The sequence below is a fragment of the Xanthomonas sp. NCPPB 2864 genome, assembly GCF_056675615.1.
In genome coordinates this window covers 344,719-367,170 of the sequence record NZ_JBWWVS010000002.1, presented here as the reverse complement: position 1 = coordinate 367,170, position 22,452 = coordinate 344,719, and the positions used below count along the sequence as shown (strand labels likewise).

Genomic DNA, 22,452 nt, shown 5'->3' with positions numbered 1-22,452 from the left:
CGATCGATCAGCAAAGACAGATCACGACGCTGGGCAACCCACCCACACGCGCATAGGCCACCAGTTCCGGACGTGCGGAACCGCCTGCGATCTGTTGTCTGCGAGCACCCCGTACGGCCCCCCGTGGGTGCCGATGCCGCCTCCCTCCCAGGACGGACATCGCATGCCATTGCTGATCAACGGCCCTGACTGGCAAATACCAATTCAGTGGATTTGATTCTTATGGTCTTTAAAAGATCCTGTCAACAGTCACTGCCGAAAGTGTTTGACCGGCGGCTGCGAACGCGTCTGAGCCCTGCTTTTCAAGACCTTCGACGGTGCACAAAGGATCATTTGGGTGCGTGGCGGGCATCGTTGTCACAGGACCAGTCTCTGACCAATCCCCGGTAACCAGACCAATTCCGGTGGGTCCGGAATGTGTGGCCGCAGCACACGCGTTGCGGGCTGGATGACAGTCCATACCGCACGCTCCCGTGTATCGGAAGCAGCACTTCTGCCTTATCGAAGCAACCCAGCAACTGGCGCAATGAGTACGCAGGGTCCTACGCCGACAACGTTGTCAACGGATCAATGAACTGTGCCTTCGCAGCGGCCACGATGAAGACACCAGCCTCCGGGCATGCACGCTAATGGTGCAGACGAAAGATTTCTCGCCGCGCCGCGCGTAGCAGCAGTCCTAGCGCAATTGCCCCTGGTCGATGCGCAACAAGCTGCGCTCCGGGGTGGCGGCAAAGCCCAGCAACTGCAGGCCCACGCCCAACACTGCGTCCTGCCCCGGATCGATGCGTGACTGCAATTGCCAACGCCCATCGCGCCACACTTGCAGCTGTGCATCGGCCTGCACGCCGGCAGGCAACGGTGCATCGGGCAGCAGACTCAGCACGGCGCTGTCATCCACGCACCGCGGCTGCCCGGACAAGCGCAACGGCGGCAGACCGGGCAGCTCGCCCGCCCCGCTCGCCAGCAGTTGCAGGCCGACCCGGCCACCTGCCTGCACGCAGCCGGTGGCATCGAACAGCAGATCCACCTGCTGCAGCTCCACCGCCAGATCGATCAAGGCCATGCCCGCCGGCTGGCGCAACAGCAGCTGGCCCTGCGCATCGCCGATACCGTGTTGCGCGCCATCCACCAGCAGCAGTTGCAGCTGCGGGGCCTGCAGGTGCACCTGGCGCTGTCCACGCAATAGCGGCCAGATGCGCGGCCGCACCATGACATCGCCGAAGGCGATGCCCTGCCATTGCACCTGCCGCAAGGTGCCGGCCCACACCGGCCCCTCCACGTCCAGCGCCGAGAACGGCAAGCCCTCGCGTGGCAACACCAGGCGCAGGGGCAGCCATGCCAGCAGCGCAACGCCCACCATCAACAAAAAGACCAGGGTCCAACGCAGGCGCGTCACGGTGCAGGCTCCGTAAACCCGCAGCGTACCCGCAGTTGGCCCTGGTCGCGCACGATGCTCAGCTGCGTCGGCGCCAGGTCATGCGCCTGGCGCAGCCGCTCCAGCCAGCCGAACAAGCTGGCGGCGCTGACCGCATCGATCTGCACGTCCACCCCGCCCGCTGCGTTGCGCTGCTGCGAGGTGATGCCGACGCCGGCATCGCGTGCGCTGCTTGCGATGAGCTCGCTCAGTGCCGCCGTACCAGGAGCAGCGGTACGCCTGCTCGCCAATGCCTGCGCAGATGCATCGAGCACCAACTGCGCCGCAGCGGCATAGCGCGCCTGCGCCTGGGCACGCCAGTGCCGCAACGGGGTGTAGAGCGCGTACCAGGCGACGAACGCAGCCACGGCGGCGCACATCACGCCCAGCATCAGCCGCTCGCGCGGCGCACGCGTCTGCCACCACTGCATGCCGCGTTGCACAGGTGCAGTCATCGCAATGGCTCCAGCACGAATGACGTCCGCAGGCGATCGTCCTCGCCCTGGCTGCTACCGGGCTGCAGTTGCCACCCCTTCCCGGCCAGACGCGTGGACAACTGTTGCAGGCTGGCGCCATCGGCGTGCAGCAGGGTGCCGCGCAGCGGCTGTGTGGCGTGATAGTCGATCTGATCCAGTTCCGCCGCCGGCATGGCATCGACCGCCGCGAACAAGTCGCCGAGCTGCATGGCCAGGCGATCGGCCGCTGCCCCGGTGTGCCGGCGTGCCTGCAGCGCGGCCGGCACCGCCGCCGCATCGCGCACGCCCAACTGCGCGGCGGCGCGCGATTGCAGCAGGCGCGCGCCGATTTCGTAGCGCAGTGTCTGCGCCAGCACCAGCACCAGCGGCGACAGCAGCACCAGCGCGGCCAGCGCCGCAAGACGGCGCGTAGTGACCGTTCGCTGCGCGGCCGGCCGCGCAGCGAACGCTTGTTGCAGCAGGTTGATCGGTGCGCGCGTGGCGCCTTGCGCAAGGCAGGCAATGGCGTGCGCGGTGTCCTGCGCTGGCGGCTGTGCCGGCGCGCGCGCGCCCAGCAGCATGCGCGCGGCCTCCGGCTCCAGGCTGCAGGCCAGGCTTGCGCCACGGATCAGCCAGCGACCGTCCCAGTCCACCACTGCCGCCGCAGCGTCCGCGCCGGGCTCCAGCAACAGGCAATCGGGCACCACCGCATCGGGGACGACGCCCAGCTGCGCTGCGCGCGCCAACCACTGCTGCATCGTTGCGCCATCCACCGCAGCGACCAGGCGCGTGCCATCGGCCTCGCTGCGATCGGCGATCACCACATGCAGGGCCGGCGTCTCCACAGCCAGATGTTCGGCCAGTTGCAGGCGCGCGGCCGCGACCGACTGCGCGATGCTGCGGCCGGGCAGGCTCAGCCAGCGCAGATGCACATCCACGCCCGGCACCACCAGCACGCTGCGTGCGGACGGTTCGTACGGCGCGCTGGCCACGCGCTGCGACAGTACCTGGCCATGCGCGTCCACACGCACGGCGATCGCGTGCGCGGTGGCATCGGCGGGCAGCAACAGCAAGGTGGTACTCATTCGTCGGAACTCCATTGGCGCGCCACCAGCCGCACGCGCCCGGCAGGATCCTGCTGCAGCAAGGCGTCCAGTACGACCTGCGCGCCGGCATGGTCGACCTGGCTGTAGAGGGAAAAATAACGGGTGCGTAATTCGATCTGTTCCAACACTGCATTGGAAAGCTCGGCCTGGATCAGCGCTGGCTGGCTCAGGAAGGTCCTGGCGTCGCGCCATCCTCCGGCCGGCCGCGCGGCGATGACGCGGCGCGCGGCCGGCAATTCCAGGGCGCCTCCGGTCAGCGCCACCAGCACCGGCGCATCCTGCGGACGCAACGTATTGATGTTGACCGGCGACAGCCGCGCCTCCGGCAGTGCGCACACATGCGGCCGCAACTGCGCGATCACCTGCGGCGTGTAGCCGGCGATGGCGCGCAGCTCGCTGACGCCCGCCAGCAGGGTTGCCCCGCTGCGCAACGGCACTGCCGATTGCAGGTAGCGATCGTCTTCGGCGCCCTGCGCACCGGGCTGGCTATCGCTGTCGATCCAGTCCACCAGCGCATCGGTCAGCACCTGCGCCTGTTGCGGTGCAATGCCCAGCACCTCCAGCAAGGCGCGGTACTGCGCTGCGCCGTCGTCGCTGCGCTGCCATTGCTCGGGCGCACCGGCGACCACGCTGTTGAGATTGAAGCAGCCGCCGCGGTCGCGCAGCCGCACGCTCACTGCGCCGTCGTCCAGCGGGAAGGTCACCGGTTGATCGTTCCAGCCACCCTCCAGCGTGGTGCGCATCGGGTCGCGCCTGGCCAGTGCCTGCAGGCGTTGCCGGGCGATGGTTTCGGTGCCCAACGCATACCACTGCGCCTGCGTCATCGCCTCGCCGTTGCCGCTGCGGCGCAGGCCAAAGCGCAGATCGTCCAGCACTGCGACCATCAGCAACGTCATCACCGCCACCAGCAACAGCACCGTCAGCAGTGCGACGCCGCGTTGCCCGGCGTGTGCGTTCAAGGCCTTCATCCGCGCCCCTCCGGCAGCAGGAACAACTGGCGCACGCGGCCCCATTGCTCCAGGTCCAGCTCCAGCGAGATCGCATCCGGCAGTGCGTCGAGCCCGCCGCTCCAGCCATCGCTCCACTGCGCGCGATAATGGAACCCGACCACCGCCGAGCGCACCCCACGCAACACCACCTGCGGCGGACCGGCGATTGCACCGTCGAGTGCGGGGCGTGCACTGCGCTCCAGGCGTCCATCGACCACGCGGTATTCCACGTATTGCAGCGACGCGCGCGGCGCCTGATCCGGATTGCTCCAGCCGCGTCGCACAAAACCGAACAGCGGCCCCGGCACACCGGGCGGGCTGGCGACGAACGCGGTGCGTGCAGCGCCGCCCTCACTGTTGCGCGTGCGCCGCACTGCGGCCTGCTGCAGGTCGCTGCGCAACAGGCCATGTGCAAGCTGGAACTCGCGGACCTGCTGCAAACGTGCACGCACCGCATCGCGCTGGTCGATGCTCTGGCGCATCACCACCACCGCGGCGACCGCCACCAGCGCGAACACCGCCAGGGCGACCAACAGCTCGATCAAGGTAAAGCCCGCGCTGCCACGGCTGCCCGCTGCGCTGCGAGGTGTGCGGATCATTCGGCGCTCCGCAGGACACTTACGCTGGCGATTTCCTGCGCCCGCGCTGCGGCGCGCACCTGCACCTGGATGCGCACGATGCCGGTACTGCCGGCCGGCATCGACGTACGCTGCCAGTCCCAGCTGCGTCCGCCCAGCATTTCGTGGCCGTTCGCCGGCGCCACTGCTGCGGCGGTGGGCGCCAGCATCGCGTCGATCGCCTGATTCTCCGCAACCACTGCAGCCAGTGCGCGTTCTTCCAGCACCACCGCGGTGCGCGTGCTTTCGCCGGACAGGTTCAGCAGGCCAACCACGGCCATGCCGAAGATCGCCAGCGCGACCATCAGTTCGAGCAGCGAAAACCCGGCGCAGGCATGGGGATTACCGCAGGGGCGCATCGACCCGTACCACGCCGGCGGCGTCCACTACCACCTGCAGCTGCTGCTGGCCGTCGGCCAGCGCGATGCGTTGCGGCGTGGCCGCACCGGTGGGATCGAAGCGCACGCTCAACTGCGTCCCGCCCACCGGCAACTGCGTCTGCACGCCGGCAGGCCAGCGCATCGCGGCGAACGGTTTTTCATCCAGCGGCACCCAGCGTTGCTGCGCCTGGCGGCGGAACCTGTAGCCACCTGCATCCACGGTCACCTCGACCATGCGCAGGCTCAGGATGGCTTCGTCGCGTGCGTGCAGCAGGGCACTGGCCAATGCATCGGCCTGGTCGTGCAGGTCGCGCCGCGTATCGGGCAAGGTCAGCACCACCAGCGTACTGGCCAGTGCGGTGATCACCAGGACCGCGAGCAGTTCGAGCAGGGTGAAGCCGCGCGCCTGCGCCCGCGACGCACATGCCCGTGCTTGCCTTGCCATGGCCGGTTGCGCGAGCACCGCTGCGACTCAGCGCCAGTTGCCGACATCGGCATTGTCGGCGTCGCCGCCTTCGGCACCATCGGCACCGAACGAGTAGACGTCGAAGCCACCACTGCGGCCCGGGCGGCGGTATTGATACGCATGGCCCCATGGATCTTCCGGCAGGCGGCGGATATAGCCGCCCTGGCGATAGCGCTCGGGCCGGGTCAATCCGCTCGGCGCATTGAGCAAGGCCTGCAGGCCCTGTTCGGTGCTCGGGTAGCTGAGGTTGTCCAGGCGATAGGTCTCCAGCGCCTGCTCCAGCACCGCCACGTCGGCACGCGCCTTCTCGACCATGGCGCGGTCCTGGCTGGGCATCACGTTGATCATCACCACCGTGGCCAGCAGGCCGATGATGACGATGACCACCATCAACTCGACCAGGGTGAAGCCGCGCAGGCGCGCGCGCGCAGTGAGCGAGCCAGGACGTGCGCGAGAAGGGATGGACTGCATGAGGATCTCCAGAGATAAGCGTCCGCGCTCAACCAAGCGCGAGGGTGTTGAATTGCAGGATGGGCAGCAGGATCGACAGCACGATCACCGCCACCACGCCGCCGAGCAGCACGATGATGGCCGGCTCCAGCAAGCTCATCGCCGCGGTGGTGAAGGACGCGAACTCGCGCTCCAGATAATCGGCGGCGCGCTCCAGCATCGGCGCCAGGCGCCCGCTGTTTTCGCCACTGGAGGCCATGTACAGCAGCGTCGGTGGAAACACGCCGGCGCGCTTCATCGCCGCGGCCAGGCTGCCGCCCTCGCGGATTGCCGCGACCATGTTGTCGGTGGCCAGCCGCAAGGCGCGGTTGTCGACGGTGCGCGCGGCGATCATCAACCCTTCCATCAGCGGCAACCCGCTGTTGACCATGATCGCCAGCGTGCGCGCCATGCGTGCGGCATGCAGGTCGCGGATCAACCGGCCGAGCAAGGGCGCGCGCAGCACCGCACGGTCGGCCGCCAGGCGTACCTCCGGGCGCTTGAGCAGGCGCAGCGCTGCGATCACCGCAATGACCAGTGCCACCAGCAACGGAATGCCTGCATGCAACAGGAAGTTAGACACGCCGATCACCGCGCGCGTCAGCCATGGCAATGCGCGGCCCATCGAATCGAACTGGTCCACCACCTTGGGCACCACGAAGGTCATCAGCACGATGACCACCGCACCGGCAGTCAGGGCCAAGGCCGCCGGATACACCAACGCAGACTGCAGCTTGCTGCGCACCTGCGCCTGCCGCTCCAGCAGGTCGGCCAGGCGCTCCAGCACCTGCGGCAGCGCCCCGGCACTCTCGCCCGCGGCCACCATCGCGCGGTACAGCGGCGGAAACGCAGTGCCCTGGCGCGCCATCGCATCGGACAGGCGGAAGCCCTCGACCACCAGCCCGTGCGTCTGGCCGGTGACCCGGCGCACGCCGCGCCGCTCGGATTGCGTGCCGATGGTGCGCAGCGCTTCTTCCAGCGGCGCGGTTTCCACCAGCGTGGCGAGTTGCCGGGTGAACAGCACCAGATCCTTGCCGCTGAAACGCGCCGGACGCACGCTGCTGGCCGCCACCGCCGCCTCCACGCGTACCGGCACCCACTGCCGCTGCTCCAGTTGCGCACGCGCAGCCTGTACCGTGTCCGCGCTGATCACGCCCTGACGGCTGTGCCCATGCAGGTCGAGCACGGTGTAGTCAAACCGCGGCATGCGCATCGTCCTGCTGGCGGGTGACCCGCAGCGCTTCTTCCAGCGTGGTGAGGCCTTGCAGCACAGCGGCGCGCGCGGCATCGCCCAGGCGCGCTGCGCGTGCGAAGGCCGCTGCCGCCAGGGCATCCTCGTCGGCGTTGTCGCCGATCAGGCGGCGCATCGCATCGTCCACCGCGATGGCTTCGTAAATGCCCACGCGCCCGGCATAACCGCTGTGGTGGCAGGCCGCGCAGCCCACGGCGGCGTAGATGGTTGCATCGTCGGGCGCCTGCAACATCTGCCGCGTGCTGGCATCCAGCAGGCGCGGTGCGCGGCACTGCGTGCACAGGCGACGGACCAGGCGCTGCGCCAGAATCAGCCGCAGGCTCGACGCGAGCAGGAACGGTTCGATGCCCATGTCGCGCAGCCGCGTGACTGCGCCCACCGCATCGTTGGTGTGCACGGTGGACAGCACCAGGTGGCCGGTGAGGCTGGCCTGCACGGCGATCTGCGCGGTCTCGGCGTCGCGGATTTCGCCGATCATGACCACGTCCGGATCCTGGCGCAGGATCGCGCGCAAGCCGGCCGCGAAGGTCATGCCGACACGTGCATTGACCTGGGTCTGGCCGACGCCGTCGATGGCGTATTCCACCGGGTCCTCCACCGTGAGGATGTTGCGCGAGCCATCGTTGAGCAGGCTCAGCGCCGCATACAGCGTGGTGGTCTTGCCCGAGCCGGTCGGCCCGGTCACCAGCACGATGCCGTTGGGCACCTGCAGGGCGCGCTGCACCGTGTGCATCACCGCCGGCGGCATGCCCAACTGGGCCAGCGACAAGGTGCCCTGCTCCTTGTCCAGGATGCGCAGCACCACCCGCTCGCTGCTGCGCGTCGGCAGCGTGGACACGCGCACGTCCAGCGCCTTGGCGCCCATCACCAGCGACACGCGGCCATCCTGCGGGATGCGTTTTTCGGCGATATCCAGCCGCGCCATCACCTTGACCCGCGACACCAGCAACGGCGCGATGCGTCCGGGCAAGGTGGCCGCCTCGCGCATCACCCCATCCACGCGCAGGCGTACGCGCAGCCGCGATTCGTAGGACTCCAGATGTACGTCCGAGGCGCCCAGGCGCGCGGCCTCGGCGATGATGCCGTTGATCAGGCGGATGATCGGCGCATCGTCCTGGCTGTCGAGCAGATCGGCGGTGGGGATGTCGTCGATCAACGAATCCAGGCTGCCGTGCAGGTCCAGCGCCTCGACCTGCACGCCCTGATCCATGCCGGCATCGGCGTAGATCTCCGACACATGCCGGTCGAACACCGACGGCGCCAGCGTGCGCACCTGCAACGGCATGCCCAGCGCACGCCGCAGCTCGATCAGCGCCTGCACGTCGCCGCCTTCGCGCAGGCCGATCTGCGCGGCGCTGTCGCTGCCCAGCAGCACCACGCCGTGGCGCTTGGCAAACGCGTAGGAAATGCTGGCGCGCGCGGTGTTCATGGCATCAGCGCTGCGCGGGACGCGCGCCGGGCGCAGGCGTTGTTGCCGGTGCGGGCACGGCCGACGATGGCGCGGCCGGCAGCTGCGGCGGCTGCGCACGCAGGTAGTCGCGCACCAACGCATCGAGCGCGGCTTCCGGGTCGCCATCCGCCAACTGGCGATCGCGCAGATAGGTGTAGCGCGGCGCGGTCATGCGCTGCGCATCGGCCGCGTCGCGGATGATGGTCGGGCGGATGAACACCATCAGATTGGTCTTGTCGCGATTGCGCGACTTGTGCCGGAACAGCGCGCCCAGCCCGGGCACATCGCCCAGCAGCGGCACCTTCTCCACGGTCTGCCGGTCGTTCTGGTCGAGCAGGCCGCCGAGCGCGACGATGGCGCCGTTTTCCACCACCACGCGGGTTTCGATCTGGCGCTTGTTGAACACCAGCTCCGACGACTGCGCGCTGACCGGCCCGGCAATCGCCGAGACTTCCTGCTTGATCGCCAGGGTGATGCCGCCGGCGGTATTGATCTGCGGGCGCACTTCCAGCTCCACGCCCACGTCCTGGCGCTGGATGGTGCGGAACGGGTTGTCGTTGGCCGCGCCCAGCACTTCGCCGGTGGTGATCGGCACTTCCTGCCCGACCAGGATGCGCGCCTGCTCGTTGTCCAGGGTCATGATCGACGGGGTCGACAACAGGTTGGAGCCGGTGTCGCTCTTGACCGCATCGATGATCATGCCGAACACCGCATCGTTGCTTTGCCCGGCCAGCCCGATCAGGCCGCCGCTCAGGCCCAGCAGCGATTGCGCGGCCACATTGCGCGCCTGTTCCAGCACCGAATCGTCGTCGCCGTTGTTGCTGCGCGTGCCGGCCGCCGCTGCGGCCAATGGCACGATGCCCGGCGAGGCGCCGCTGTACTGCGTGGCGATCAACGGCACCGTGCCATTGCGCCCGGCCAACAACAGCTGCACACCCAGACGCTTGGCGGCGGTGTCGGAGATCTCCACCACGATCGCTTCGACCAGCACCTGCTCGCGATGCACGTCCAGCTGACGGATCACATCCATCAAGGCACGCTGGGTTTCCGGGTCGGCATTGATGATCAAGGCGTTGGAGCCGGGGTAGCGCACGATCACCGGGCGCTTGCCGGCGGCCGGTGTGATCACCTGCGTCTGTGCAGCGCCCGCAGCAGCGGCGGCCACATCCACCGCGTTGGAGCGCGTGTCCTGCCCGGGCTGCGCCTCGTTGCCCGGGGTCTGCCCGACCAGCTGCTGCAACACCGGCAGCAATTGCTCGGCGCTGGCGTGCTGCAGCCGCACCACGCTGACATCGCCGCGACGTTCGGCACGCCCGTCCAGATCCACCGCGGTGCGCACCACCCGCTGCACCAGCGCCGGGTCGCCGCGCACGATCAGCGAATTGCTGCTTTCCACCGGCAACACCGACAGCACATTGCTGCGCTCGCCCCCCTGCCCGAACAGCGAGGTCAGCGTGCGCGCCAGTTCCTGCGCGGAGCTATTGCGCAAGCTCACCGTGTCGATCGCCGCGCGGTCGGTGTCGATCTGCGCGACCAGGCCGCGCACGCGGCGCAGGTTGTCGGCATAGTCGGCAATCAACAGGCTGTTGCCCTGCGGCATCGCCATGATCACGCCGCCGCGCCCGATCAACGGCTTGAGGATCTCCGCAGCGCTGCGCGCATCCACACGTTGCAGGGTGAACACCTGCGTGGCAAATCCCAGGTTGCCGCTGGCGGCGCTGGCCGGCTGCTGTGCAGCGGTATCGTCGGGAATGATGCGATAGGTCGATGGCCCGCTGGACACCGCGATCAAGCCATTGGCACGCAAGACCGCCAGCAGCATGCCGAGCAGATCCTGTTCCGACATCGCCTGCGCACGCGCCACGTTGACCGTGCCCTGCACGCGCGTGTCCACGATGAAGGTGATGCCGGTGGCACGCGACACATCCTGGATGAAAGCGCGCAGGTCCACATCCTGCAGGCGCACGGCCGGCGCATCGGCGGCATGCAGCGACAGCATCGGCACCGCCGGCAGGGCAAGCAACAACGTGGCCGAAAACAGCCATCTGGGGCGGGCAGCAGTCATTGCGGGCGCTTCAAGGTCATGGTGTGGGTCTGGCCGTCGCGGCGGTAGGTCAGCGTGGCCGCCTGGCCATCGCGCAGTTCGTCCTGCAGCTCGCGCAGGTGTTCGGCATCGAGCGTGCGGCCATTGAGTTGGGTGAGCACATCGCCCGGCGCCAGGCCGGCCTGGCGCAGCAGCGCACCATCGCCGCGCGGCATCACGGTGAAGCCACTGCCGTCTTCGCTTGCACGCAGGCCGGCGGTGGTGAGCAGTTGTTGCGGGTCGACGGCCGCCGCCGTGGCCGTGCCGGCCGCGGTGCCGACATTCGACGTCACCGCAGGTGCGCCGCCCGCTGCTGCGGGCGCGGCCGTTGCCGGCGATGTGGCCGCCGCAGACGCGGTGGATTCCACCAAGGCCAGACGTCGCACGCCGCTACCGGTACGCAGCAGCACGTGATCGCTCGCGATCGCCTGCACCGTCACCCCAGCCACTACGCCATCGCCGATGCGATACGCCCCCTGCCTGCCGTCGCCGCTGCTCAGGAACGCAGCCGCTTGCGCGCCACCCGCGCGTACGCCATGCAACACGATGCCGTCGCTATTCGCCTCCGCAACGCTGCGATAGAACACATCGCGGCGCAGTGCCGGCAATTCAGCCTGTGCAGGCGTGGCGACCTGAGTGGTGCCCAACGGCCCGATCGGGGCGATCACCAACCACATCACGCGCGCGCACTGCAACGCGAGCAAGGCCAGCAGCACGCAGGCCAGTGCACTGCGGCCGCGCGCCGACATCAGGGGTTTCAAGGAGGGCAAAGCGCGCTGCAAAGCGGACATCCGTCTCAGGATTGCGGTCGGATGACAGAATGCGGCAGCAATGTGTCAGTTCGAAGAAAGTGATGACACAGGCCGACACACGGCGACACAGACCCAGATGCAAACGCCCGCCATGCGAGGCAGGGCGGGCGTTTGCGATACCGGCAGCGGGCGTCGAATCAGAAGCGCGCTGTCACACTCAGGTCATACGTCACGCCGGGCTGGTACTCGTACAGGTCCACCCGATTGCTGCCCAGGCTCTGATATTCCTGGTACTTGGTCTTGAGCAGGTTGCGTGCGGCAAAGTTCAACGACAGCGTATTGCCCGACCACACCAGGCCCTTCTTGATCACCAGATCCAGCGAGGTGCCGGGCTTGTCGATGTAATCCGGTTGCCCCGGCCGGCCACGCGCGGACACCCGCTCGCCGACATAGTTGGCGATCAAGGTGGCCTGGCTATGGGTGCTCTCGCTTTCCACACCGATCTGCAGGTTGGCGATGTCATCGGACTGCCCCTGCAAGGCCGAGCCATCGCGGATGAACAAGGTCGCCTGCACCGGTGCGGTGAAGCCGAACGGCTGCACGGTGTCGCCATCGCTGGCACTCACCTCCGACTTGGTGCGCGTGTAGTTGCCGGACACGAACACCCGCTTGTCGCCCCACCAGTCGGCCGCGATCGGCAGGTCCAGATATTTCTTGGCCTCCAGCTCGATGCCGTACAAGGTGGCCTCGGGCGCATTGATGAAGCTCTGCACGATGCCGCCGCCGGGCGCATCGTTGACGATGGCTTCGATCGGCTTGTCGATGCTCTTGTAGAACGCGCCGACGGTGAAATACTCGCCCGGCTCGAAGAACCACTCGTACCGCGCATCCAGGTTGACCAGCTCGCTATCGACCAGGAACGGGTTGCCGAAGAACTGGCGATCGATATCCGGGTCCAGATACTGCTGCGGCGCCATCTCGCGGAACTGCGGGCGCGCGATGGTCTTGGACGCACCAAAGCGCAGCTGCTGGTTCTCGGCAAAGTTCCAGGTCACCGTGGCCGATGGCAGCGCGTAGCTGTTCTCCAGCGGTGCCACGCTGTCCTGGCGCACGCCAGTGAAGATGTCGTACGGATGCACCGCCTGGGTGGCGTCTTCGTAGCGCACACCGACGGTGGCGCGCAGGGTCGGCACGATCTCGCCCTCGGCCTGCAGATACGCCGCCTTGACCTTCAGGGTCGCATCGTACGCGGCCGCACCGAAGCTGCCGGTGGTCTCGCGCAGGCGCAGCAGATCGTTGCTGAGGTTGTAATCGGAGATCAGGTAATCCACACGCTGGAACTGGTTGTAGAACGGCAGCGGGCCGTCCAGCGCCAGGAAGCGGAACTCGCGGCTCCACGCGCTGCGATCGTTGTCCAGATAGGCCAGACCGCCCTTGACGGTGAAGTCGTGCTCGATCGGCAAACGCCAGGTCACATCCACCCCGCCGCTGGCCACCTTGTCGTCGACCTTGCTGAAGCGGGTGTAGTTCTGCACGCGCGAGGCATCGTGCGCCCAGTAGCCATCGAGCAACTCGTAGCGAATGCCGGTTTCGTACGGCACATCGCGGCTGGCATTGGCCACCGCTGCGCGCCATTCGATCTTGAGATCGTCGTACTCGCCGAACGCGTGCGTGCCGCGCAGCTGGTTGTTGATCAGCTGGCGCTCGTACCACTCGGTGTTGTCGTCACGCACATCGAAACCGGCCAGCTCATCGCGGCCGGCACGGCTGCGTGCCACCTTCAAAGCATCGTGCACATACAAGGTGGTCCAGCCGATGGTGTGGCGGCCGTACTCCCAGCCCAGGCCCAGCATGCCGTTGGTGCGCACGTTGTTGCGGGTGGTGGCGAAGTCGTAGTTGGAATTGAACTCGACCGTATCGCCGACAAAGATACCGTCCTGCTGCTTGCCGGTGCGCGTGCGCCACTCGTTGTCGTAACTGGCCACCGCGATGATGCCCAGCTTGGCCTCGCCCACGTCCATGCTGTAACCGGCACTGCCGCCGACATTGACGTCCGGGGCGATACTGTCCTTTTCCTGCAGCACATACAGGTTGGCGTCGTTCAAGCTGCGGCCGATACGGCGGATGTCCTCGCGCGAGAAACTGCCCAGATCCACGCGCCGGCCGCTCTGGATCGCATCGCGCAACGCGGCAGGCTGCTTGCGGGTGCCATCGTCGTAGCCCCATTCGTCATCGCCGGAGCCGTAATAGGTCAGGCCTTTTTCGCCGGTGCTGACGCTGTTGACGCCGCCACCCACGGTCAGCGACAGGAACGGTTTGTCCGGCACTGCCATTGATTGCAGATCGATCACGCCACCGCCGAATTCGCCCGGATAATCGGCCGAATAGGTTTTCTGCACGGTCACGCTGGCCAGCACATCGCTGGGGAACAGATCCAGCGGCACCACGCGCTGCATCGGCTCGGGGCTGGGTAACGGCGAGCCGTTGAACAGTGCCGACGAATAACGCTCGCCCAGGCCGCGCACATACACATACTTGCCGCGCGACAGGCTCAGCCCGGTGACACGCGTCAGTGCCACCGCCGCGCTGCTGTCGCCGGTGCGCTCCATGTCCTCACGGGTGACGAACGATGCCACCTCCGAGGTCTGCAGCATCGGTTCGGGAATGTACTCGCCGCGCACCACGACCTGGTCGAGTTGCTTGGGCGCACTGGTGGCGGTGCTGCTACTGCCGCTGGCAGAGCCGGCATCGGTGGTGGTCGACTGCGCCAGCGCAGCGCCGGAAAACAGCAAGGTGGAAATGGAAAGAGACAGGCCCGTCCGCGAGAGACGGGCGACAGCGGAGGTTCGCATCGTGGGAGCCCTGGCAACTGAAAGATGAAGCTGGACGCATCGCAAGGCAGCCGCGTGGGCTGCCTTGCGATGCTGTGCCTCAGCAGGGACGATCGGCGGTCAGGCCACAGGTCCAGCCCTGCCACCAGGTGTCGTTGGCATCGCGCACGCCACCGATGTAGTTCACCTGCTGGAAGAAGCTGCTCACCCCGTTCAAGCCCTGGAAGGCCGGCACGGCGCTTTCATTGGCGCCATTGACGAAGGTGTTCTGCAACGTGGACACGCCGTTGGCGACGTTGTTGGTGCCGGCCGCGAACTGGGTGGCCGCACGCGCGTCGCTGCCGAAGGCCGTCGGGCAGGCGAAGAACACCGAGTTGAAGGTCCCGAGCGTGTCGGCATCGGCCAGGCTGAAGCACACCAGGCCATCACCGCTGCCACCGGCCGGACGCGTGACGACCGAGTTGTAGAACGCGGCCTGCGTGCCCTGGTTGAGCATGATCGCCGCGCCGGCGCGCGCATTGCCCACGTAGGTGAAGTTGGCCACCTTCGGACGCGAATACGGCTGACGGCGCAGGCTGCTCCACTCGTTCATGCGGTCGCCGCCACCGGCGCGCTGCACCACGATGCCGAACTGCAGTGCGCCGTTCCAGCCGGCGTCGGTATCCAGCGAATCGTCGTCGGCGCCGGTGATCACGATGTGGCTGCCGTTGACGGTGCCACCGAACCATTCGATACCGTCGTCGGAGCTATTGTGGATCTGCACATGATCCAGGCGCGTGCCGCTGCCCACGCCGGCCAGGGTGATGCCCTGCAGCTCGTTGTTGGGCGAAATTTCGAAGCCCGAATACATCACCCGCAGGTAGCGCATGGAGCCGCTGTTGTCGGTGGCGCTGTTGCCACCGTAGAACGCGTTGGTGCCTTCCACCTGCGCCTGGCATTCCGGCGTACCGGAGACCGTGGTGCCCGGGCAGTTGTTGATGGCCGCACGGCCCAGCACCACGATGCCGCCCCACAAGCCGATGGTGTTGGCGCTGACCTGGCCCTCCAGCGCCTGGCGCGCGGTGAACACGATCGGTGCGGTGGCGCTGCCTTCGGCAAAGATCTGCGAACCGCGGTTGACCACGATGTAGTCGCTACCCGCCGAACCGAACAGGGTCACGCCCGGCTCGATGGTCAGGATGCCCTGCGTGCTGCCGGCGGCCGGTGCGATGGCGTTGCCGCCGCGGTCGGTGCCCACGTTGACGCGTCCGCTGATCGAATACGCCGTGCCCGCACGTGCCGGCACCACCAGGTTGCCGTTGATGGTGTCCGGCAGCTGGCAGGCGCGCAGCGTGTTGTTGGCGATGGTGCCGACGTTGGAGAAACCGGTCGGGCAATCGGCGGCCGGGCCGGTCGGTGCCGGAGCGGGCGTCGGTGCAGGCGTGGGCGCCGGGGTCGGTGCGGGAGCCGGCGTCGGTGCCGGCGGAAATGCGCCCTCGCCGGGCGAGGCGACACGATCGGCACCACCACCGCAGGCCGACAAGGCCAGCGCGGTACCAAAGGTCATGAGAAGTGTCTTACTGCTATTGCGAACGGACATGCGGCTGATCTCCAGGTCAAGGAAGGTCCGGTATGAAGAGGAGTCGTCAAGAATTGGTTGCGTTCCGCTCACTGCAGTGGCGAGCACGTTCAAGATCCCCGTCACTTTTATAGGGGCTGTCTGTTTCATTTGTCTTACGACGACACAATTGACACATGCCTGCCACACATTGACATGCACTGTAGGAGGATGACTCCGCCTCCCATCCCCGCTGCCCTGGGCGACTGGATCATTGCGCAGGCAATGGCCGGCCAGCCGCCCGAACAGGCGCTACAGCCGCTCCTGGATCAGGGCTGGAACGAACAGGACGCCATCGATGCAGTCGAGGCCCTGCTGCGCGACCACATCCACCAGCACGCGCAGACCCATGGCCTGCCGGTGCCGGTGCGCGTGCCGGCAGTGCTGCAGCACAACGATGCCTCGTTGCTGGACCTGGGCGATCGCCAGGTGCGCGTGCTGGTCAGCCTGTTGCTGCCGCGCGTGGTGGTGCTGGGCGATTTCCTGTCCGATGCCGAATGCGAGGCATTGATCGCACTGGCGCAGCCACGTCTGGCGCGTTCGCGCACGGTGGACAACGACAACGGCGCGCAGATCGTGCATGCCGCACGCACCAGCCACAGCATGTGCCTGCAGCTGGGGCAGGATGCGCTGTGCCAACGCATCGAAGCACGCATCGCCCGCCTGCTCGACTGGCCCGTGGACCACGGCGAAGGACTGCAGGTGTTGCGCTATGCCACCGGCGCCGAGTATCAACCGCACTACGATTACTTCGACCCTGCGGCCGCCGGCACGCCGGTGTTGCTCCAGGCCGGCGGCCAACGCGTCGCGTCGCTGGTGATGTATCTCAACACGCCGGAACGCGGCGGCGCCACGCGCTTTCCCGATGCGCACCTGGACGTTGCCGCCGTCAAAGGCAATGCGGTGTTCTTCAGCTACGACCGCCCGCATCCAATGACACGCAGCCTGCATGCCGGCGCACCGGTCCTGGCAGGCGAAAAGTGGGTGGCGACCAAGTGGCTACGCGAACGCGCGCTACGCATGCCCGGCTAACGCTCCGCAGAACACCGGCACCAGCGGCCGGCACGTACCGACGCGACTAGCCCCCCCTGCCGCCTGCCACCCAAGCCTGTTGCGCCGGGCCAGCCACACCTGGTCACCGGAGCTGCTGCCGGCCTCCAATCCTGCTGACCGCAGCCACGCTGAGCGCGGTGCGAAGCGCTCTGGCTGCCGCGATCCAGCCCCGGCAGCGCACGCGCACCGCGAGCACCCTGCAGCTCGGATCGAAGATTTGTCATTTATGTTATAATATTGCAAAAGATGCCACATTCGGTTTCCCACTTCGCATTGGTGCTGTCCGATCCATGAAGATCCACATTCTCGCGGCGGCCGTCGGCGCCGTTCTGCTGCTCCCTGAGGCACGCGCACAGTCGTCCGATTCGGCGCTGACGCTCGGCAAGGTCGATGTCCACCAGCATGGCGAAGGCCAACTCACCGCGCATCAGGTACTGACCTCGGTGGACGTGCTGGGGGCCGATCAGATCGAGGACAAGAACGTGTCCTATAGCTGGGAGCTGCTCGGGCAGATGCCCGGCATCCAGCTCACCGAAACCCGGCAAGGCGCCGAATCGGGCAAGGTCAGCTTTCGCGCCTTCAACGGCGAGGGTTACCTCAATGCGATCAAGACGCTGATCGACGGCATCCCCAGCAACGTCAACAGTGGCAACCAGCGCTTCATCGACATGCTGTTCCCGCTGGAAATCAATTACATCGAAGTGGTGCGCGGCACCAATGATCCGCGCTACGGCCTGCACAATATCGGCGGCAACATCAATTTCGGCACGCGCCAGGGCGGCAGTTACACCGACGCGCGCCTGACCTACGGCAGCTTCAACACCCGCGATGCGCAGCTGGCCGTGGGACGCGAACGCGACGGGTTTGCGCAGAACTATTTCGTCGGCGTGCAGGCTTCCGATGGCTACCGCGACCACGACACCTCCAGCAAGTATTCGTTGGGCGGCAAATGGTTCTACGGCAACCTCGACGACGGCATGCGCATTGGTCTGACCGCACGCGTCTATCACAACCAGGCCGACGAACCCGGCTTCATGACCGCAGCGGAAATGCAGGCAGACCGTCGCAGTTCGGACCTGCGCAACCGCAACGACGGCGACGACCGCGACATGCGCCAGTTCGGCGTCCATCTGGATCTGAAGCTGGCAGACGGGCTGTTTTTCGGCACCAAGCTTTACTCCAACCGCTATCACGACGACCGCCGGGTGACCTTCAGCGACCTGCCCACCGGCAATGCGCCACGCCAGCGCCGCATCTGGGACGAGACCCAGGTCGGCATGCTCAACACGCTGACCTGGCGCAGCAGCGACACGCTCACCCTGGAAGGCGGCATCAACTACGAGCATCAGGACAACGCCTACCGACGCGAGCGCTTCAGCTACGCCGAGCCCACTAATTTCAATGCCACGCCGGCACGCATCCAGAACGACGACCGCCATACCTTCGACAACTGGGGCGCCTACGTGCAGGCGATCTATCAGCCGACCGAGGCGCTGAAGATCGTGCCGGCCTACCGTGTGGACCGCTTCGACGGCGACACCCAACTGCCCGGCGGCGTTCGCGCGCCGCTGCAGCGCTATGGCACCATCGAGCAGCCCAAACTGAGCCTGGTCTACGCCTTCACCCCGACCACCAACGTCTATGCCAACTGGGGCCGCAGCTTCCAGGTGCTGACCGGGTCCACGGCGCCGGCTTACCTCACCGCCGGGCAGGCGGACGTCCGCCCGTCCACCAATACCGGCGTGGAGCTGGGCATGAAATTCAGCCCGTTCCAGGGCGGCCAGGCGCGCATTGCGGTGTGGCAACAGGATGCGGCCAACGAAGTCTCCAACATGCCCGCCACCGGCACCACCGTCACCCTGGGCAAGACACGCAGGCGTGGGGTGGATGCGCAGATCAATGCGCAGCTGGGCGACAGGTGGACGCTATGGGCATCGCACGCGTACCAGGAGGCAAAGATCGAACGCGACGACCGCGATGCCAGCGTGTCGCTGGTCGGCCGCGAAGTGGCCGCAACGCCGCGTTACATCAGCAACGTCGGCGTCGAGTACCGCCCGACCGCTGCGCTGCGCTTGGGAATGCAGGGCCGCGCGCAAGGCGACTACTATCTGGAGGAGCGCAACCTGGCCGGCAAATACGGCGGCTTCGCCACCCTGGATCTCACCGCCAGATACACCATCAATCCCGCCTGGAGCGTGGATCTGCAGGTCCGCAACGCCACCGGCCGCGAGTATGCCTACGTGTGGTACGACAGCTTCTTCTGGACGCAGGCGCAGCCGATGTTTTCGCCAGCGGCAGGGCGCCAGCTCTATCTTGGCCTGAACATGAAGCTGTAACCCGCGCATCCACAGGCTGCGATCGACGTCTCATCCGATGATGTACGCGTGGCTGCTACCCGATGCAGCCCTGCGCCGGATCCGGGACTCCACACGCTGCAGGCAGCTGCCACGACATCCCGCTACCCGCTACCGATACGTCAATGCGCCATCGCAAGTACACCGCCCGATAACGGCAGTGCCTGGCGCACACGCGCATTCGTACACGCATGCGCGCACGCAACTCAACCCCGCGCGAACAGGCGCTGGTCGATCCGCAACATCACAAGACACAACGGCGTCCACGCCAGGCACAGGCCTGCAGCAATGCCCAGCGTGTCGGCCAGCGCATCGTATGGGTCGGCGCTTCGGTTGGTGGTCAGTGCGCCTTGCGCGATCTCGATGCCAACGCCTAAAGCCACCAGACCGATGGCCGCACCAAGCTGCGCGCGGCGCGTGGCAAACAACTGCACCGCGCCCCAGCACAACAGCGCGAAGGTCAAAAAGTGCTCGGCCTTGTCGCTGTTATCCGGCAGCTCCGGAATCTCCGGCGGCGGCCCCAGGCAGACCGCGATCACCACCACGATCGCAGCGATCCACAACCCCACCCACAACCGCGGCCGATGAAACGGGCGCAGCGTCTGCGTCACAGCCGCCACGTGAGATCGCCCGCCAGGAATGCCGGCGCAAAATCGACGTCGCGCGCAAAACCCATCACCTGGAAGCGCTCACCCATTTCGCTGGGCAAGGTCAGCCGCTTGATCTGCTCGCGCAGCCGCATGCGCCCTACTTCGTCGGTGCGCGTGTCGGCCTGCGCCAACAACGCATCCAGGCCATTGCCGAGCAGAAAACTCGCCTGCGTGCAGTAGCCGGCCAATTCGAAACCGGCTCCGGTGCCGGCCTCGGCCAACGCGGTGAAGTCCACCGACGCAGTCAGATCCTGCAGGCCCGGCCAGCGATACAAATCCTCATGCATACGATGGCGATAGAACGCGCGCAGGGTGCCGTCTTCGCGCTGCGCACGATAGAACTCGCCACGCGGGTAACCGTAATCGACGAACAACATCGCGCCGCGCTTCAGACCGCCAGCCACCGCCTGGATCCAGTAAGGCAACTGCGGCAGCAGCTCGGAGCGATAACCATCGGCGAACGGCTGCTCCAGATAACGTTCCAGATGCCGCACTGCCGCGCCCAGCAAGGCATCGGCCGGCTGCTCACCGCGCGCGAATTGCTGCTGCGCATCCAGCACCACGGTTTCTTCATACACCTCGCCGTCGCGCAGCGTGAAGCGCGGCGTGGGCAATGCGTCGATCACTTCGTTGGCGAACAGCACCCCATCCCAATCGTCCGGGAACGGCCCGTCCAGCCACTCCACCAGATCGAAGACCGGCGGGATCAGGCTGCGCCCCAACCGCTCGCGCTGACGCTCGCGCAGGTCGGCACTGGGCTCCAGGATCGCGTAACGCTCCGGCAGCGCATCCAGCTCAAGCAGGCGCTTGAGCGTGACTTCGGCAAATGCACCGCTGCCGCCGCCCACTTCCAGCACGCGCGCCTGCGGCCCGAGCTGCTGCAGCACCGGTGCCAGCGCACCGGAGACGGTGGCCGCGAACAACGGCCCCAGCTCCGGTGCGGTGACGAAATCGCCAGCCTCGCCGAACTTGCTGGAGCCGGCGCTGTAATAGCCCAGACCCGGCGCGTATAACGCCAGCTCCATGAAACGCGAGAACGGAATCGCACCACCGGCGGCGGCGATCTCGGCGCGCAGATGCGCGGCCAGCCGGTCGCTATGCGCCAGGGCGTCCGGATCGGGAGTAGGAAGGTCGGCGTGCATGCGGGCACCGGTTGCGGGGACAATGCACAGGATAGCCGAGCCCTTTGCAACGCCGAGCGAGTACGCCATGACAGACAGTTCCAAGGTGGTGTTGATCACCGGTGCAGGTCGCCGGATTGGCGCGCAGATCGCCACCACGCTGCATGCGGCCGGCTACCGCGTCGCCCTGCATGCGCACCGCTCCGGCGCGGCGCTCGGCGCGCGCGTAGCGGAGCTGTGCGCCCTGCGCGCCGGTAGTGCACAGGCCCTGCACGCCGACCTGCGCCTGCCGGAGGCGCCGGCGCAGCTGGTCGCCGACTGCATCACCGCGTTCGGCCGCCTGGATGGCGTGGTCAACAATGCCTCCGCGTTCTACCCCACCGCGCTCGGCGCAGCGACAGCCGCGCAATGGGACGAGCTGTTCGCAGTCAATGCACGCGCACCGTTCTTCATCGCCCAGGCTGCCGCCGCGCAGCTGCGCCAGCACCGCGGCGCCATCGTCAACATCACCGACCTGCACGCGCAGCAGCCGATGCGCAATCACCCGCTGTACGGCGCGTCCAAGAGTGCGCTGGAAATGCTGACCCGCTCGCTCGCGCTGGAGCTGGCACCGGAGGTGCGCGTCAACGCGGTCGCGCCCGGCGCGATCCTGTGGCCGGAGGAGGGCAAATCCGCAGCGGCCAGGCAGGCGCTGCTCGCACGCACGCCGCTGGCCCGCATCGGCACGCCCGAGGAAATCGCCGAGGCGGTGCGCTGGCTGCTGGACGACGCCGGCTTCGTCACCGGCCACACCCTGCATGTGGACGGTGGCCGCCAGCTCAGTTGAGCTGCAATGGCGCTAGCGCGCCACATCCAGCGCCGGGGCCGCGTCCAGCGCCACCGTCATGAACGCAATGCCGTGCTGCGGGTGCGCCTGCCACAGCGCGGCCAGGGTCTGCCCGCTGAGCGGATCGACAAAGTCGGGTGCGATATCGGCCAGCGGCTTCAATACGAAGGCATGCTTGAGCTCGGGCCGCGGGATGCGCAGATGACCGGGGCCTTCGATGATGCAATCGCCGAAGAACACCACATCCACGTCCAGCGTGCGGTCGCTGAAACGCGGGCCGCTGCGATCGCGGCCGTGCGCATCTTCCAGCGCATGCAGCCAATGATCCAGCGCAGCCAGGTCCATGTCCGTGTCCAGCGCCACGGCGTTGTTGACGAAGTCCGGCCCGTCGAAGCCCACCGCCGGCGTGCGGTACGCCGGCGAGACGGCAAGCTGGCCGAAACGTGCGCGCAAGGCGTCGACGGCCAGGCGCAGGTAGTGGGTCGGCTGGACGTTGCTGCCGAGGCTGAGAAGCACGGTGGTCATGCGTTATTCGCGCATGCGGCCAGCGTGGGCGTCAACTGTTGC

At 67.2% G+C, this 22,452-nt stretch carries 20 protein-coding genes; 3 read left to right on the top strand and 17 right to left on the bottom strand.

Features of this window, described 5'->3' with window-relative positions:
• Positions 1-676 precede the first annotated feature (676 nt).
• From gspN to AC1KVE_RS06500, 14 genes are all read right to left on the bottom strand, one after another.
• A complete protein-coding gene (gspN, locus tag AC1KVE_RS06565) occupies positions 677-1,360 on the bottom strand; it encodes a type II secretion system protein N (protein WP_102255680.1) in 684 nt (227 codons plus the stop codon).
• A gap of 32 nt (positions 1,361-1,392) precedes the next feature.
• On the bottom strand, positions 1,393-1,869 hold the full coding sequence (gene gspM / locus AC1KVE_RS06560) for a type II secretion system protein GspM (RefSeq protein WP_481092183.1): 477 nt from the start codon (positions 1,867-1,869) through the stop codon (positions 1,393-1,395).
• Positions 1,866-2,954 carry a type II secretion system protein GspL gene (gene gspL, locus AC1KVE_RS06555; protein WP_435012552.1) on the bottom strand — a complete coding sequence of 363 codons (1,089 nt, stop codon included), beginning with the start codon at positions 2,952-2,954 and terminating at the stop codon, positions 1,866-1,868. The genes gspM and gspL overlap by 4 nt, the downstream gene beginning before the upstream one ends.
• Complete coding sequence (gene gspK, locus AC1KVE_RS06550) at positions 2,951-3,943, bottom strand: type II secretion system minor pseudopilin GspK (protein ID WP_435012551.1); 993 nt, start codon at positions 3,941-3,943, stop codon at positions 2,951-2,953. Before gspK ends, gspL begins: the two co-directional genes overlap by 4 nt.
• Entirely contained in the window at positions 3,940-4,563 is a 624-nt protein-coding gene (gene gspJ / locus AC1KVE_RS06545) for a type II secretion system minor pseudopilin GspJ (protein ID WP_024939654.1), read from the bottom strand. The genes gspK and gspJ overlap by 4 nt, the downstream gene beginning before the upstream one ends.
• A complete protein-coding gene (gene gspI / locus AC1KVE_RS06540; protein ID WP_435012549.1) occupies positions 4,560-4,940 on the bottom strand; it encodes a type II secretion system minor pseudopilin GspI in 381 nt (126 codons plus the stop codon). Before gspI ends, gspJ begins: the two co-directional genes overlap by 4 nt.
• Entirely contained in the window at positions 4,924-5,406 is a 483-nt protein-coding gene (locus tag AC1KVE_RS06535; RefSeq protein ID WP_104553695.1) for a GspH/FimT family pseudopilin, read from the bottom strand. Before AC1KVE_RS06535 ends, gspI begins: the two co-directional genes overlap by 17 nt.
• A gap of 27 nt (positions 5,407-5,433) precedes the next feature.
• Positions 5,434-5,898 carry a type II secretion system major pseudopilin GspG gene (gspG, locus tag AC1KVE_RS06530; RefSeq protein WP_039513054.1) on the bottom strand — a complete coding sequence of 155 codons (465 nt, stop codon included), beginning with the start codon at positions 5,896-5,898 and terminating at the stop codon, positions 5,434-5,436.
• Between the two features lie 28 nt (positions 5,899-5,926).
• Positions 5,927-7,123, bottom strand: a complete 1,197-nt coding sequence (gene gspF, locus AC1KVE_RS06525; RefSeq protein WP_481092184.1) for a type II secretion system inner membrane protein GspF — start codon at positions 7,121-7,123, stop codon at positions 5,927-5,929.
• A complete protein-coding gene (gene gspE / locus AC1KVE_RS06520) occupies positions 7,110-8,597 on the bottom strand; it encodes a type II secretion system ATPase GspE (protein ID WP_349781270.1) in 1,488 nt (495 codons plus the stop codon). The genes gspF and gspE overlap by 14 nt, the downstream gene beginning before the upstream one ends.
• 4 nt (positions 8,598-8,601) lie before the next feature.
• Positions 8,602-10,683, bottom strand: a complete 2,082-nt coding sequence (gene gspD / locus AC1KVE_RS06515) for a type II secretion system secretin GspD (protein WP_184457162.1) — start codon at positions 10,681-10,683, stop codon at positions 8,602-8,604.
• A complete protein-coding gene (locus AC1KVE_RS06510) occupies positions 10,680-11,492 on the bottom strand; it encodes a type II secretion system protein N (RefSeq protein WP_481092185.1) in 813 nt (270 codons plus the stop codon). The genes gspD and AC1KVE_RS06510 overlap by 4 nt, the downstream gene beginning before the upstream one ends.
• A 158-nt stretch (positions 11,493-11,650) precedes the next feature.
• Complete coding sequence (locus tag AC1KVE_RS06505) at positions 11,651-14,305, bottom strand: TonB-dependent receptor domain-containing protein (protein ID WP_054591904.1); 2,655 nt, start codon at positions 14,303-14,305, stop codon at positions 11,651-11,653.
• Between the two features lie 79 nt (positions 14,306-14,384).
• Positions 14,385-15,863 carry a hypothetical protein gene (locus tag AC1KVE_RS06500; protein WP_481092186.1) on the bottom strand — a complete coding sequence of 493 codons (1,479 nt, stop codon included), beginning with the start codon at positions 15,861-15,863 and terminating at the stop codon, positions 14,385-14,387.
• 189 nt (positions 15,864-16,052) lie between these two features.
• On the opposite strand from AC1KVE_RS06500, the gene AC1KVE_RS06495 reads away from it, so the two are divergent.
• Positions 16,053-16,913, top strand: a complete 861-nt coding sequence (locus AC1KVE_RS06495) for a 2OG-Fe(II) oxygenase (protein ID WP_184457167.1) — start codon at positions 16,053-16,055, stop codon at positions 16,911-16,913.
• 311 nt (positions 16,914-17,224) lie between these two features.
• Positions 17,225-19,270 carry a TonB-dependent receptor gene (locus AC1KVE_RS06490; protein WP_184457170.1) on the top strand — a complete coding sequence of 682 codons (2,046 nt, stop codon included), beginning with the start codon at positions 17,225-17,227 and terminating at the stop codon, positions 19,268-19,270.
• A gap of 224 nt (positions 19,271-19,494) precedes the next feature.
• Here AC1KVE_RS06490 and AC1KVE_RS06485 read toward each other — a convergent pair whose 3' ends face one another.
• Complete coding sequence (locus AC1KVE_RS06485; RefSeq protein ID WP_202397592.1) at positions 19,495-19,863, bottom strand: VanZ family protein; 369 nt, start codon at positions 19,861-19,863, stop codon at positions 19,495-19,497.
• A 32-nt stretch (positions 19,864-19,895) separates the two neighbouring features.
• Positions 19,896-21,149: a class I SAM-dependent methyltransferase gene (locus AC1KVE_RS06480; RefSeq protein WP_024939666.1), complete on the bottom strand. Its 1,254-nt coding sequence runs from the start codon at positions 21,147-21,149 to the stop codon at positions 19,896-19,898.
• On the opposite strand from AC1KVE_RS06480, the gene AC1KVE_RS06475 reads away from it, so the two are divergent.
• Positions 21,148-21,885, top strand: coding sequence for a pteridine reductase (locus AC1KVE_RS06475; protein ID WP_184457172.1), 738 nt, complete (start codon positions 21,148-21,150; stop codon positions 21,883-21,885). The two genes, AC1KVE_RS06480 and AC1KVE_RS06475, sit on opposite strands and share 2 nt — an antisense overlap.
• A gap of 12 nt (positions 21,886-21,897) precedes the next feature.
• On the opposite strand, the gene folK is transcribed toward AC1KVE_RS06475, so the two are convergent.
• Positions 21,898-22,410, bottom strand: coding sequence for a 2-amino-4-hydroxy-6-hydroxymethyldihydropteridine diphosphokinase (gene folK, locus AC1KVE_RS06470; protein ID WP_046345647.1), 513 nt, complete (start codon positions 22,408-22,410; stop codon positions 21,898-21,900).
• Positions 22,411-22,452 lie beyond the last annotated feature (42 nt).